The sequence below is a fragment of the Nitrospinota bacterium genome (assembly GCA_016208975.1).
Lineage (GTDB): Bacteria > Nitrospinota_A > UBA7883 > UBA7883 > JACRLM01 > JACQXA01.
Window position 1 is genome coordinate 347,929 of record JACQXA010000001.1, and the last position, 13,708, is coordinate 361,636.

The window sequence follows — 13,708 nt, forward strand, 5'->3', positions numbered from 1 at the left end:
GGCAAACCGTCCCGTGGCCGTTAATACGCATGTTTGTTCACAAACCCGCGCCAAACCGTGAGCCACAATATTTTCAGGTCAAAAAGCATGGACCAGTTTTCGATGTAATGGAGGTCGTACTCTATCCTTTTCTCCAGCGAGGTGTTCCCCCGGAACCCGTTCACCTGGGCCCAGCCTGTCATGCCCGCCTTCATCTTGTGCCTCAGCATGTACATGGGTATGTTCTTGCTGAAATCCTCCACGAACACCGGGCGTTCGGGCCGGGGGCCCACAAGGCTCATATCCCCCTTCAACACATTAAAAAGCTGGGGCAGTTCGTCCAGGCTGGTCCTTCTTATAAACTCCCCGACCTTTGTCTTGCGGCTGTCGTCCTTGCTGGCCCAAACGGCGCCGGTTTGTTTCTCCGCGCCTTCCACCATGGAGCGAAACTTGTATATGTGGAACCGGCCGCCGCCAAGGCTCATCCGCTCTTGCCGGAAAAGGACCGGCCCGCGAGACTCCAGCTTGATGAGCGCCGCTATGGCGAGCATAACCGGCGACCAGATGACGATGAACAACATGGAGAAGATGATGTCGAACAGGCGTTTTAGCACCAGGTTCCAGCCATACAGCGGGCTTTCGGAGAGGGACACTATGGGAATGCCGTCGAAATCCTCCACCCCGGCGTTAAGCCGCATGAACTGGAGAATGTCCGGCGCCAGTTTGACGTCCACCATCTCATCCCCCAAAAGGCTCAAGGTCTTGTCCAGAAGGTCGTTGGCCTGCCGGGGAAGGGCCATGAATATCTGGTCCACCCCTCTTTGGCTAATCAGTCTTTTGATGTCGCCAACGGTCCCTATCACTTCATATCCGTGATATGACTTGCCGGTTTCATTTTCGTCCTGCGCCAGCATGCCCACAACTTTCAGCCCCGATTCCGGATGGCGGGCGAAGGTGGCCGCCAATGTTTGGCCCAGCTCGCCGGTTCCCACTATCAGGACATACCGGAGGTTGTACCCCTTGCTCCGCATGATCCGGAGGATGGTCCTGACAGAAGTGTGCGAAACCATGAGCCCCACCACGCTTATCCCCCAGAACAGGGCCATAACGGCGCGGGAATAAGAATACTCGCGGAAAAAGAAGGTGGCGGCCATCATGAAGATTGTGGCCACGGTGGCGGTGCGGAAAATGCGGTAGTACTCGTGAAACCGCGAGTCCGACCGCATGGGGGTGTAAAGGCCGCTGAACCGGAGCGAGAAGAACCAGGTAACCATGATGATCGGGACGAAGATAAGGTAATCCCATAGAGGGGGAACACCCTTGTCAACCTCGATCACCTCCAGGCTGAACCGGACGTAATAGGCCAATAGCCAAGACACCGCCGCAACCAGCGTGTCTGCGGCCAGCATTATGGTAAGGAACAGCTGGTTATGTTTCTTTAACATTATCCGAATCCAAAGAACGTCGCCAATGGCGCAAGACGCTGAAAATTATAACCCATCCGGCCATGGTTTGGGTAGGCGCCCGGTACGTCTATTTGACGTGGACTGAATTGCAAATAAAACACCGGCCTGCGTGAAAGCCCTCAAGCATCACCCCGCCCATCCCCAGGGTGTAAAATAATATCCATGATAATTCACCGGTATGGCCCATGGGAGGAGCCGCCAAAACCTCCTTTCACTTTGGAAGACGTTGTCCGCGCCGCAACGGAGCTGGTGATGCGCTACCACATAAGCTTCAACGAGGCGTTGCGCTATCTTCTGGAGCAGGGCCTGCCCGTAAACGAGTTCCTCCGCAACGACGGGTTCGACACCCTGCTGGAGGAGTACATTCAAAAAGTGGACTCCATGCAGGAAGAGTTGCGCGGGAAATACGACATCAAGGGGCTGTCCAGAAAATCCGCCCGCAGGTTCAAGACCGCCGCCAGCAAGGCCCGGGAGCTTGCCCGGAATGACGATAGCCTTGCGCGCCAGATAGAAAAAGCCGCCAGGGATAAAAGCGCCTCGGCGCTCCATGAGGCCCGGTGGATCCTGCGCCGCGCAGATAAGGACAGTGTGGAGCTGGAAGAAGAGCTTTTCAAAGCCATGGCCCACGCGGAAACGCTTGCCGACACCGAAAAGTTCCTTGAACGGTTCGGCGACGTTTTCCATGGCAAACGCGAACCTTCGCCTCATGAAGCCAGGGACGTTTTCAAACAATACGAAACCCTGGAAGACTTGCGCCGCCAGCTGGAAAACGCAAAGGAAAGGGGCGACCTGTTCGGGGTGGACGAACAAAACCTTAAAAACATCATGGGCGACGAGGCTTACGAGAAGTTTAACAAGGCCCGGGAAGATACCATGAACCAGCTGGCCGAGGCTTTGAAAACCACGGGCCTTGTGGAGCGGGACGACGATGGCGTGTTCAAGCTTACCCCTTCGGCGGCGCGCAAAGTTGGCTCCCGGGCGCTTTCGGAAATTTTCGAGCAGTTGAAAATGGACGGCTCCGGCGTCCATCTTGTGGAGATGAAGGGCGAAGGAGCCGTGGAAACCGCCCGCACAAGACCCTATGAGTATGGCGACCCTCTCACTGGGCTGGACGTGGCCGCAAGCCTTTTAAACGCCATGGTGCGCGAGGGATCCACCAAGGCCCGCCTGCGCCGGGAAGATATGGAAGTGGCCCAAACCGCGGGGACAGCCCACGCCAACATAGTGGTCATGCTGGACATGAGCGGCTCCATGAGCCGTTACGGCCGGTTCCACAACGCGAAAAAAATGGCCCTGGCGCTGGATGCGCTCACCCGCGCCTATTATCCCCAGGACTCGGTGAGTTTCATAGGGTTTGCCACCTTCGCCAAACGCGCGGCGTTGGGGGATATCATGAACCTGGCTCCGGAGCCGGTGACTTTCGCAGGAGGCGCGGTGAACATGCGGGTGGATTTTTCCCGGATAAGAGACCCCAAGGCGGAACTGGCCCATGTGCCGCGATATTTCACCAACATGCAAAAAGGGTTCGAACTGGCGCGGAGCATCCTGCAATCGCAACAAGGGACCAACAAGGAGATAATCCTTATTACAGACGGCGCCCCAACTGCATATTACAAAGGCTCCATGTTGTATCTAACTTACCCACCGGGCCAACCGGCTTTCGAGGCCACGTTGAACGAGGTGCGGGCGCTGACCGGCGAGGGTATCAGGATAAACGCGTTCCTGCTGGGCTCCGATTTCGACTCCGGCTATTTCGGCGAGGACGAATTTATCCAGTCCATGCTGAAAATAAACCGGGGCAGGCTTTACCAGCCGGAGCCGGACAGCCTTACCCGCTACGCCATTGTGGACTACATAACCCACCGTCGCATGACCATGGAGACTTAGCCGGTGCCTACCCCAATCGGCCACTGCCTCATTGGTCTTGCGGTGGGGGAGTTTTACAGCAAGCGCAAGCCCGGTGAAAAACATGCGTGGATCACAAGCCTTTACTTCACCGCCGTGGCCTGCATGGCGGACCTGGATTTCATATCCTGGGACGGCGATGGATTAAACATCTCATCCTTGGGGCACCATGGGATCACCCACTCTTTGGGGTTTGCGGTGATAGCGTCGGCGCTTGCCGGAGCCGTGGCGGTATTTTTGGACTCGCCGAATTGGTTCAGGCTTTCATTTCTTACCGGGCTGGCCTACACAAGCCACATCATGGCGGACATCATATGCGTGGACGAGTTCCCGCAAAACGGCATTGGCCTTCCGGCCCTGTGGCCTTTGAGCGGCGATTATTACATCATCCCGCTATTACCCGGCGTGGACAGAAGCCATGTGTTCACGATGGCCAACGCCGTGAACCTGTCGCTGGAGATTGCGCTTTTCGGCGGTGTGTATCTTGCGGCGCAATGGTTGATGAAGGCCAAGAATCCACAGCGGCAATTTCAATAACCGCCGCAACAGCGCGTCCGCGCATATAAGCCATCTACCTTTTACCGCCTGATTAGAGTGATAGAATGTAGCAAAAGATCGTCAGGTAAAGCGAATGTTAAAAGCCAAGGGGGGCAATAGGGCGGGCGCCGCTATCGAACGGACGTTCGACACGGTGAACGCCTTCATTGAGAGCGTAATCCGGCACGAGACCACCTCCGGTGTCGTTCTGCTGATATCTACGGCGCTGGCCCTTCTTATCATGAACTCCGGGCTGTCCTCGGCATATCTGAATTTCATCAACACCGTCATCGGCGTGAACATCGGCGGATGGGGTCTCACCGAGCCGCTCAAGCTTTGGGTGAATGACGGGCTGATGGCCATTTTCTTCCTGATGGTGGGGCTGGAGATAAAACGCGAGGTGTTGATCGGCGAGCTTGCCACGCCAAAAAAGGCTCTACTGCCCATCATCGCCGCCATCGGCGGTATGGTTATGCCCGCCTTCATATATTTCATGTTCAACCCCGGCCCGCCGGAGCTTTATGGATGGGGCATACCCATGGCCACGGATATAGCCTTCGCCATGGGCATACTGGCGGCGGCTGGAAAAAAGGCTCCCCGCTCGCTTTACGTGTTTCTCATAGCGCTTGCGATAGTGGACGACCTGGGCGCCGTGATGGTGATCGCCATTTTTTACACCAAGTACCTGGCGGCGGAATATCTCGGCGCGGCGATGCTGGTATGGGCGCTCATGTTCATCCTCAACCTGGGCGGAGTGAAAAGCCTGCTTCCTTATTATGTGCTGGCCATATTCGTATGGTTCGCCATGCTACACTCGGGAATACACGCCACACTGGCCGGAGTAATGACCGCCATGGCCATACCGTTAAGCGGCAAACTGCCCGAAAGCTCGCTGGATCTTTGCGAATTGAGCCACGGCCAGGACCGTACGGAAAAACACCACACGGTGAACAACTCCGGAAAGACTCTGATGGAGGCGAAAAAAAGGATATTCCTGGTCGAATCCCCGGTGGACAGGGCGCTGGCCGACCTGCACCTTCCCGTGGCCTACATAGTGATGCCAGTGTTCGCCTTCGTGAACGCCGGCATTCCGCTGAGCCTGGAGCTTGCCGGAAAGATATTCACCCACCCGGTGGCCCATGGCGTGATTCTTGGGCTTTGCATAGGCAAGTTCGCCGGGATAACATTAAGCTCCCTGGCGGCCGTAAAACTTGGCGCGGCGCGCCTTCCGGACGGAATGAGCGTGGCGCATCTGGCCGGAGGCGGGCTTATTGGCGGGGTGGGATTCACCATGTCCATCTTTATCGCGGCCTTGGGTTTCAGGAACGAGCCGGAGCTTCTGCTGACGGCCAAAACGGCCATACTTTTCGGCTCCACGCTTTCCGCCATTCTGGGATTCGCCACGCTGTCGCTTGTTTCATCGCGCCGCCGCGGCGGATGAACGCGCAGGACAAATGTTAAACCGCTTTATTGCCTTTTGGAGAATTTGATGAGCGAGCCTTCCATACAATCCGGAAGTTTGGCGGTTACCGGAGCCGGGGGTTTTATTGGATGGGCCGTATGCGCGGAGCTTCTCCGGCGCGGCTACAAGGTAAGGGCGCTACTCCGCAAAGCTCCAGCCGGAAACGAGCTGGAATCCATGGGCGCCCAGGTTATTACCGGCGACATGGGGGAGGAAACCATTTACGACAACTTGCTGGACGGGGTGACCGGCGTATTGAATTTCGCCGGGATACTGGCCAAATGGGGTGTTTACGACTCCCATTACTGGGAAGCCAACGTGACCAACCTCAAGAAACTGCTAAAGGCATGCACACGCCATGGGGTCTCAAAATTCACCCACTGTTCTACAACAAGCGTCAACGGCAATATCAAAAATCCTCCGGCCAATGAAGACGCCACGCTGGATTGCCAGGATACTTACGACGTGACCAAGTCACACGGGGAGCTGGCGGCGCTGGCCTCCAACGGGGTGAAAGGCATGGCCGTCACGGTTATCCGTCCGGCGGTGGTTTACGGCCCGCGCGACATGCGCAGGCTGTCGTTTTTCAAGGGAGCGGCCAGCGGCGGCCTGACGATTTACGGTAATGGAGCCACTCTGATACACCCCGTGTATATAGATGATCTTGTCAACGGCGCCCTGCTGGCCCATTTTTCGGAAAGGTCTGCGGGCCGGGTTTACATCATCGGCGGCGCTGAATATGTGACCGTGGAAAAATGGGCGGAAACCATTGCGGACACGGCTGGCGCGCCCCGCAACTTCCGCCATTCGCCTATCCTTCCCGCAAAGGTGATGATCGCCGTCATGGAAAAGATTTTCACCGCTTTCCAGGTGGAGCCGCCGCTTATCAGGCGCAAGCTGGGCTTCTTCATCAAGAACAGGGCTTACGATATCTCGAGGGCCAGAGCGGAACTGGGGTTCAATCCATCCGTCTCCCTGGAGGATGGCGCCGGAAAAACGCTGGAATGGTACAGGAGCGCGGGATACATACCGTGAGCCGCTTTCGGAGCCCTGAACGCTAAGCGCCCTTCTCCAGTTTGGCCAGCCATTCTATCGGCTCTTTCATTTTTGGATCCAGCGTGTGGGCTTTCTTGAAACTTTCCACGGCTTTTGTCACCTCACCTTTGCGGTAGAAGGTCATGCCGATATTAAAATGCACTCCAGCGTCGCTGTCGTCCATTTCCAGCGCCCGGCTATACATCTCCAGCGCCTTGTCGAACCGCCCGGCGCGGGACTGGGCTATGCCGATACGGTTATACACGTGGATAAGCTGGGGGTCTATGTTGTGGGCCATTTCAAAATAGCCTATGGCTTCGTCTATCCAGCCTTTGTTCAGCGCCAGGTTGCCCATTTCAATAATGAACATAAGGTCGTTCTTCCGGCGGGACACGCAAAGGTCCATCACGCGAAGGGCTTTTTCCTTCTCCATGGTCTCGCAGGCCACCATCGCCTTTATCATCAGCGCGCGGGGGTGGTCCGGCTGTAACTGGTCGGCCTTTTGCAAAACCCGCAGGGCCGCGTCGTAATCCTCCAGCTCGAAAAGGGTTTCGGCCATTTTCAGATACGCCTCGAAAAAATCCGGGCTCTCCTTCAGCGTCTGCCTAAGCTCTTCCTTGGCCTCTTCAAAATCGCCATTCTCAAAAGCGTCTATCCCCTTGTTGTAATGTTCCAGGGCTTTGGACTCGTCCAGCACCCGGTTCTTTTCCACGGCGCCTTTTTTGAGTATCTCGATCAGCGCCTGCTCCACCTTGTACCCGTTTATGGGCGTTTCGGCCCAGTATATGAGCGCATCGGCGTTGGTGTAATGTTTCGGATGCTCCTTGGGCTTGTTGGTGAACAACAGTAATGGAGTGTGCTTGAACCGGGTGGACTCTATCAGTTGCTTTAAAAAATCCAGCCCATCCTGATGGTCCACCGGAAACACAAGCAGGCTGGTGGTGGAAAGCTTTAGCTTCTCCCAAGCCTCTTTGCAGTCGTCAAACTCCGAAATGTCGGAAAAACCATCGTCACGCAAAACATTCTTAACCTGTTTGCGTTCGTTCCGGTTGTCCATGACTATGGATATCCGGCGTTTTCCGTATTTGTCGAACAAGGCTTTTAGAGCTTTGTCGGTTTGCGGCATAAATGATTGTAAATTAATTTAAAAAGATTGCTAATTGTTTGTTAATTATATCATCATTTGATGAAATAACACAATCCCTTTCGAGACAGGAACGATTCGTTACATTTTGAAAATATCTCTATGGGTTGCAAGGAAGCGGAACAAATAAAAAAACCCGGCGTTCGAAAACCTTCGCCGGGCCTTAGGCTGATGAATGTCGGGCGTGAACTACCCCGTCACACCCCGCAAGACCTTCCTGGCTTCACTCAGTATTTTTTCCATCCGGTCTTTACCCAGGAGTTTCAGTTTTTTAAGACGGGTAAGTTCCATCTCCTCTTCGGGGGTGAGCGTTTTTTTCCTGACCAGCTCGTTCACGTCCCTCTCCATCCTGAAATGCTCTTCATGGAGAGTCCTGAACTCGTCGTTCTCCTCGATCAGCCTGCTTGCCAAGTCGTTCATGGTAGCTGTGCTCATGGGCGCTCCTCCTTTTAAAGATTAATTGATATGGAGTTTTTCCCAGTTCAGTTCCGCCTGGGAGCGGCCTACGTACTTTAATACCGGGCGATTGTCTTTGGCGACTCCGGCTATTAGCTGTTCCCCGGCAATAAGAGCCACCGGCACGGCCAACGGATGGGCCGGCCACGAAGTCCACAACACCGGTCCATCCAGCGCTTCGTTGAAAATTTCCGCGTATGGCTCAAACCCGTCGCCGATAAATTGAGCCGGGCCATGGATGGATCTGGCCAGTTTTTCAGGCTCGATAGCCACATCTTCGGCAAGCCTTTGACCGGTGGAGGAGAAAAACGCGGCGTAAACTTCCCCTTTCCGAGCGTTGAGCAGGGGAACCACCATTCCCGCCTCCGCGGAGCCGCGGCAAGAACGGGCCAAAGCCTCCAGCGTTCCCACTCCCACCACGGGTTTGCCGGTGACATCCGCCAGGCCCACGGCGGTTGACAAGCCTATCCGCAGGCCGGTAAAAGAGCCTGGGCCGGAAGATACGGCGAAACAGTCCACATCTTCAAGTTGCAGTTGGTTTTCATCAAGAATGGCCCTGGCCAGCGCAAGAACATTTCGGGAATGGGACAAGCCGCGCTTGTCCTCAATAACTGCTTTTATCTCCCCATCCACGGCCAAAGCGGCGCTTGCGGATTTAGTGGACGTGTCAATAGCCAGTATATGCATGTTGAGGGGGCCTTCCAAAAGTGGGTCGTTTGGTAAAGGCTCTAACTATTTCTTAACAGAATGGCGGGCTGGAAGCAACCGCTGTTTTCAACTTTTTTCTCCCGCCCCGTCCCCTTTTTACCGATCCCTTCGCAACCCATTAAAACTAAAAGCCGCGCATGCCTCGGCCGGCGGTAAATCCCGTGGCGCGGAGGGCGATTATATGGTAGTTTTTGAAATATTATGATCGCAAACGATTCCGAAGGGCCTCTACTTCCGCCAGGCGCCAAACCCCGGGCGGTTATCCTTCTGCCGGAGAAAGACGCTTACCTGGCTGGGATCTATTTCAACCTTCTGGAGCGGGCCGGGTTTTTACCCCGGCTGGCCACGGGGGAAGACAGCCTGGACGGGGACGACCTTACCCTGATGGGGTTTCAGATGGCCGCCGCCAATCCAAAACTGGCGCAATCCATACCCGCCCACCGCCTGTTGATAGATTTCCATTTCAAGAAGGACTACGAGCAGAACCCCACGGCGTATCCGTTCCATCTTCTGGACCATCTGACGGTCATCGTCCACGACCATGAGGCGGAACGGTTCCTGCTCAAAAGCATCCGCGCCATGAACTGCAAAACGGCGTTGTTCCCATATAAATCCCAGGTCAACGCCTGCGCCATCGGCCCGGGGGAACGGAAGATATTCTCACCGGCTGAATTCAAGGGGCACCCGTGGCTTGCCGGAATGGAGGTGGAATACATCTCTCCGCCGTTTCCGCCCATGGCTCCGGCGGGTTCTTTCATTGTGGCGCCGGAGTACGACCCGGCCATATGGCCAACCCTTTTCTGGGGGGCCGAAGGAGGGTTACCTGCGGTTTTGCCCGCTAACGAGTCTTTCTCCTCATGGTTCTTTTACGGCGCCCTGCTTTTCGACCCTTCATCGCAAGAGGATTTCAATTTCAAAACCTCCATGCTCAGCCGCCCTGCCCCTGCCGGAACGAAACCGGAAGGCGTAAAGCGCAAGATAGGCATTGTGGCCCCCCGGCATGGAAGAAACGCTCCCGGCGGCGCCGAAACCCTGGCGGACAACCTGGCCCGCAACCTGCGTACAGCGGGGCACGACGCGGAGATAATCACCACCTGCACCGACAGCATGATCAAATGGAACAACCATCTGTCCGAGGGGCTGTCCAACGATGAAGGGCTTCCCGTCCGCCGGTTCGCCATAGATAAAACGGACCAGACCGGGTTTCACAGCATCGGCCACAAGATAAACAAACGGGAGCCTGTCAGCTGGACCGAGGAAACCGAATGGCTCCGCCTATCCATCCGGTCCCGGGCCATGGAGGCGTACCTTAAGGCCCATGAAGCGGATTACGACCATTTGTTCTTCGTCCCATATTTATATGGGACCGCCTACTGGCCCAGCCAGATAGCGCCGGAGAAAAGCTATCTCATCCCCTGCTATCACCGCGAGGCCCCGGCATACACCCGGGCTTTGCGGCAGAACGCCATGTGGGTGTCGGGCATATCGTTCAACACGCTGGCGGAAAAGAGGCTGGCCGAAACCGAGCTTAAGATAAGAAACGAGAACACGGAAGTTATCGGGCTGGGGGTGGACACGCGGATTAAAGGCGACCCCGCCCGGTTCCGCGCCAAAACCGGGGTGGATTACGATTTCCTTCTGTACGTGGGGCGGCTCCAGCGGGAGAAAAACGTCCCGCAATTACTGGACTATTTCCATTCCGGAGCCGGGCAGATAAAAAGCGGCCTCTTGCTGGCTGGCATGGGGGATGTGAGGGTGAAAGACGACCCGTCCATCCGCCTGAAAAGCCTTGGTTTCGTGCCCGAGCAGGAAAAGATAGACGCTTATTCCGCCTGTCTTGCCTTCGTATTGCCATCCACCCAGGAAAGCTTCTCGATTGTGATGATGGAGTCCTGGCTCCAGGGCCGCCCGGTGATTGCCAACGCCGCGTGCAACGTGGCGCGGGAGCATATTTATACTTGTGGCGGCGGGCTTCTTTATAGCGACGCCGCCGAGTTCGCCCAAGCGGTAAGAAAACTGGAGCAAGACAAAGCCTACGCAGACGAGCTGGGCCAAAAAGGGCGTGAATACGCGCTGGCGAATTTCCAGTGGGAAAACATAATCGCCCGGCTGGACAAATTCCTGAACGGCGCCCCGCCCCGCCCATTATGGGAGCGGCTGGGGGAAGCCGCCCGGAGAAGCTCTTACGCCCTTTCGGAAGGCAGGGAGGGCCCCATGACGCACATGCTGTCGGAGATCAGGCGCAACCTGATGGGGGGCGAGGTGGCTTACGAAACCCCGTTGCTGGAGGCCCTTGCAAACGTAGATGAACAATCCCATATCCACCCTGAATACCGGGAGTTCTCCGACAGGCCGGTAATAGGCCCGCTATTAAGCAAAATACGGGGATTGATGACGAACCACTTGCGGAAGAACTACCTGGAGATACTCGAAAGCAAACAAACGCGGTTCAACAGCGAAACGGTGAAGATAATAAGACGGCTGTTCGAGGATATCAGGAAGCTTGGCGGGTGACATCTAAACCGTTTAAAATCAAGCGCCGTTTGCCCGGTTTATAGCCTATAATTGACCCGAAGCGCCCGGGGCATGTCGGGGGAATGTTTAAGGCGGCTCCCCCACAGCGGCGCGCAAGGTTTCGCTCCTTTTTGGGGATGATAATGTCCGCAAAGGTAAGTTTAACTGTTGTCCGGGGCAAACTGGCAGGCCAGGTGTACACCTTCGACAGCCGCGAAACCTGCGTCATCGGCAGAGGGCTGGACTGTAATCCCCGCCTCCCCGATGATGAAGCCCACAGGACCATATCCCGCCATCATTGTCTGCTGGACATCAATCCGCCGGATGCGCGGATAAGGGATTTCGGAAGTCTCAACGGCACCTTCGTAAACGAACAGAAGATAGGCCAGCGCCCGGGGGAAAAACAGGCTGGGGAAACGGCCTCCGCCGAGTTCCCCGAATATGACTTAAAGGACGGGGATGAAATAAGGCTGGGCGACACGGTGCTCCGCGTGGGGATAGAAATTCCCGTATTCTGCGCCGACTGTTCCGCGGAAATACCGAATGAGGAAAAAGAAGCCTGCTTTGTAAAAGAAGGGGTTTATGTTTGCCACGATTGCCGGGCCTCGTCTAACGTGGTGGCCAATACCGCCCTGCATGTTACCCCAGGCAAGGAATGCGCCGAATGCGGCAGGAATGTGGCCGACGAGTTTGAGCCAGGCAGGAACGGCGAGTATCTGTGCTCCGATTGCAGGAATGACCCGTTCCGTGTGGTGAAAGACCTGCTCAACAAGGCCAACTCCGGCGAGGAGGCTTTGCATGGGGTGAAGGGATACTCCATCATGCGGGAGTTGGGTAAAGGAGGCATGGGCGCGGTTTACCTTGCCCGGCACGACACCACCAAAGGCCAGGTGGCCATGAAAATAATGCTACCCCAGGTGGCGGCGGACGAACGCTCCAAAGAGATGTTCCTGCGCGAGATGGAAAACGCCAAAGTCCTCAACCATCCCAATGTGGTGCGTTTGCTGGATTCCGGTTACGCCGACGGGGTGTTCTTCTTCACCATGGAGTTTTGCGACGGCGGCGGGCTGGACAGGCATTTGCGGCTTGAAGGCGGCAAGCTTACGGTGGACAAGGCGCTTAAATTGATCCTGCCACTGCTGGACGGGCTGGAGCATATCCATACCGTGGAGTTGCCCGCGGTGAAACTGTCCGATGGAAACATCGTGTCGGCCAAGGGGCTTGTGCACAGGGATTTAAAACCGGCCAATGTGTTCCTGATGGGCAATGGCGCCAACGTTATCCCGAAAATCGCCGACGTGGGGCTGGGCAAGGCTTTCGACATCGCCGGGCTTTCCGGGCAGACCATGACCGGAGTAACGGCTGGCACCCCGCTGTTCATGCCGCGCCAGCAGATAATAAACTTTAAATACGCCAAGCCGGATGTGGACGTTTGGGCCATGGCGGCCACGTTTTACTTCATGCTCACCGGAAAAACGCCCAGGGATTTCCCTAGGGGCAAAGACCCGTGGCAGACTGTCCTGCAAACCAAGGCCGTGCCCATCCGCCAGCGGGAGCCGTACATTCCCGAAAAACTGGCGGCGGTCATAGACTCCGCGCTTACGGACCAGCCGGAGATAACTTTCAAATCCGCGGCGCAACTTAAAAAAGCCATCGAGGAGGCGGTTAGGGAATGACATCCCACTCACCAATAAACTACGCGGGATTCACCGACATGGGAAAGGTGCGCAAACGCAACGAAGACGCGCTGTTCGCCGATCCCATAAACGGTTTGTTCATAGTGGCCGACGGCATGGGGGGCCACGCCTCGGGCAACCTGGCTTCCAAAATAGTGGTGGAGACGCTTCCCACCGTCCTGTTGTCAAGGCTGGACGGCATTTTCAATTTGTCGGACCCTTCGGCGGCGCAAAAAACATGTCAGGCCATTAAAGAGCTTTCAGACCGTGTCCGTTCGGAGAGCGAGGGCAAGCCGGGATTCTCCGGCATGGGCTCCACCGTGGTATTGGCATTGGCGCGGAACGGGTTGGCGCTGGTGGCCCATTTGGGAGACAGCCGTGCGTATCTTTTCCGCAACGGCAGGCTCCAGAAACTCACCCGGGACCATTCTGTGGTGCAGATATTGTTCGACGCCGGGGAGCTTACCCAGGCGGAGATGGAAACCCACCCCGCAAAAAACCAGATCACGCGGTTCGTGGGAATGAGAGGAGACGCCCAGCCGGAAGCCAGGGTTGTTGAACTGGCCCATGGAGACAGGCTCCTGTTATGTTCCGACGGGCTCACCGGCATGGTGGACGAAACCGCCATATCCAAAAAACTCCTCGAAGAGGCGGATACGGAAAGCGCGTGCCAGGCCCTGGTGAAAATGGCCAACGACGCAGGAGGCAAAGACAACATCACCGTTGCGTTAATGGACTGGCGCGGCCCGCAAACCGCCAGGCCAGACCCGGACCTTTACAAGACAACCGTAAAAGTCCCCATTCACAAGAACCCGAAAGGATAGTA

11 protein-coding genes are annotated in these 13,708 nt (G+C 56.2%); 7 read left to right on the forward strand and 4 right to left on the reverse strand.

The genetic code is table 11. The features are described from left to right. Positions 1-20: 20 nt before the first annotated feature. Positions 21-1,424, reverse strand: coding sequence for an undecaprenyl-phosphate glucose phosphotransferase (locus tag HY751_01575; GenBank protein ID MBI4665078.1), 1,404 nt, complete (start codon positions 1,422-1,424; stop codon positions 21-23). A gap of 183 nt (positions 1,425-1,607) precedes the next feature. On the opposite strand from HY751_01575, the gene HY751_01580 reads away from it, so the two are divergent. From HY751_01580 to HY751_01595, 4 genes are all read left to right on the forward strand, one after another. Next, complete coding sequence (locus tag HY751_01580; protein ID MBI4665079.1) at positions 1,608-3,332, forward strand: VWA domain-containing protein; 1,725 nt, start codon at positions 1,608-1,610, stop codon at positions 3,330-3,332. A 3-nt stretch (positions 3,333-3,335) separates the two neighbouring features. Then, entirely contained in the window at positions 3,336-3,887 is a 552-nt protein-coding gene (locus tag HY751_01585; GenBank protein ID MBI4665080.1) for a metal-dependent hydrolase, read from the forward strand. A 94-nt stretch (positions 3,888-3,981) separates the two neighbouring features. Continuing rightward, positions 3,982-5,328, forward strand: a complete 1,347-nt coding sequence (gene nhaA / locus HY751_01590; GenBank protein ID MBI4665081.1) for a Na+/H+ antiporter NhaA — start codon at positions 3,982-3,984, stop codon at positions 5,326-5,328. A gap of 48 nt (positions 5,329-5,376) precedes the next feature. Further along, positions 5,377-6,384 carry an NAD(P)-dependent oxidoreductase gene (locus HY751_01595; protein MBI4665082.1) on the forward strand — a complete coding sequence of 336 codons (1,008 nt, stop codon included), beginning with the start codon at positions 5,377-5,379 and terminating at the stop codon, positions 6,382-6,384. Positions 6,385-6,406: 22 nt separating this feature from the next. On the opposite strand, the gene HY751_01600 is transcribed toward HY751_01595, so the two are convergent. The 3 genes from HY751_01600 to tsaB form a co-directional block, all read right to left on the reverse strand. Next, a complete protein-coding gene (locus tag HY751_01600) occupies positions 6,407-7,510 on the reverse strand; it encodes a tetratricopeptide repeat protein (GenBank protein ID MBI4665083.1) in 1,104 nt (367 codons plus the stop codon). Positions 7,511-7,717: 207 nt separating this feature from the next. Beyond that, a complete protein-coding gene (locus HY751_01605) occupies positions 7,718-7,963 on the reverse strand; it encodes a DUF465 domain-containing protein (protein MBI4665084.1) in 246 nt (81 codons plus the stop codon). 21 nt (positions 7,964-7,984) lie between these two features. After that, on the reverse strand, positions 7,985-8,671 hold the full coding sequence (gene tsaB / locus HY751_01610; GenBank protein ID MBI4665085.1) for a tRNA (adenosine(37)-N6)-threonylcarbamoyltransferase complex dimerization subunit type 1 TsaB: 687 nt from the start codon (positions 8,669-8,671) through the stop codon (positions 7,985-7,987). Positions 8,672-8,893: 222 nt separating this feature from the next. On the opposite strand from tsaB, the gene HY751_01615 reads away from it, so the two are divergent. The 3 genes from HY751_01615 (at position 8,894) to HY751_01625 (ending at position 13,706) form a co-directional block, all read left to right on the forward strand. After that, positions 8,894-11,206 carry a glycosyltransferase family 4 protein gene (locus HY751_01615; protein MBI4665086.1) on the forward strand — a complete coding sequence of 771 codons (2,313 nt, stop codon included), beginning with the start codon at positions 8,894-8,896 and terminating at the stop codon, positions 11,204-11,206. Between the two features lie 143 nt (positions 11,207-11,349). Next, complete coding sequence (locus HY751_01620; protein MBI4665087.1) at positions 11,350-12,882, forward strand: protein kinase; 1,533 nt, start codon at positions 11,350-11,352, stop codon at positions 12,880-12,882. After that, entirely contained in the window at positions 12,879-13,706 is an 828-nt protein-coding gene (locus HY751_01625; protein ID MBI4665088.1) for a Stp1/IreP family PP2C-type Ser/Thr phosphatase, read from the forward strand. The genes HY751_01620 and HY751_01625 overlap by 4 nt, the downstream gene beginning before the upstream one ends. Positions 13,707-13,708 lie beyond the last annotated feature (2 nt).

What these genes read in the sequence shown, in the direction of transcription:
- tsaB (MBI4665085.1), bottom strand. Translation starts at nt 8,671, where the DNA reads ATGCATATACTGGCTATTGACACGTCCACTAAATCCGCAAGCGCCGCT.
- nhaA (MBI4665081.1), top strand. Translation starts at nt 3,982, where the DNA reads ATGTTAAAAGCCAAGGGGGGCAATAGGGCGGGCGCCGCTATCGAACGG.
- HY751_01595 (MBI4665082.1), top strand. Translation starts at nt 5,377, where the DNA reads ATGAGCGAGCCTTCCATACAATCCGGAAGTTTGGCGGTTACCGGAGCC.
- HY751_01620 (MBI4665087.1), top strand. Translation starts at nt 11,350, where the DNA reads ATGTCCGCAAAGGTAAGTTTAACTGTTGTCCGGGGCAAACTGGCAGGC.
- HY751_01605 (MBI4665084.1), bottom strand. Translation starts at nt 7,963, where the DNA reads ATGAGCACAGCTACCATGAACGACTTGGCAAGCAGGCTGATCGAGGAG.
- HY751_01575 (MBI4665078.1), bottom strand. Translation starts at nt 1,424, where the DNA reads ATGTTAAAGAAACATAACCAGCTGTTCCTTACCATAATGCTGGCCGCA.
- HY751_01625 (MBI4665088.1), top strand. Translation starts at nt 12,879, where the DNA reads ATGACATCCCACTCACCAATAAACTACGCGGGATTCACCGACATGGGA.
- HY751_01580 (MBI4665079.1), top strand. Translation starts at nt 1,608, where the DNA reads ATGATAATTCACCGGTATGGCCCATGGGAGGAGCCGCCAAAACCTCCT.
- HY751_01615 (MBI4665086.1), top strand. Translation starts at nt 8,894, where the DNA reads ATGATCGCAAACGATTCCGAAGGGCCTCTACTTCCGCCAGGCGCCAAA.
- HY751_01600 (MBI4665083.1), bottom strand. Translation starts at nt 7,510, where the DNA reads ATGCCGCAAACCGACAAAGCTCTAAAAGCCTTGTTCGACAAATACGGA.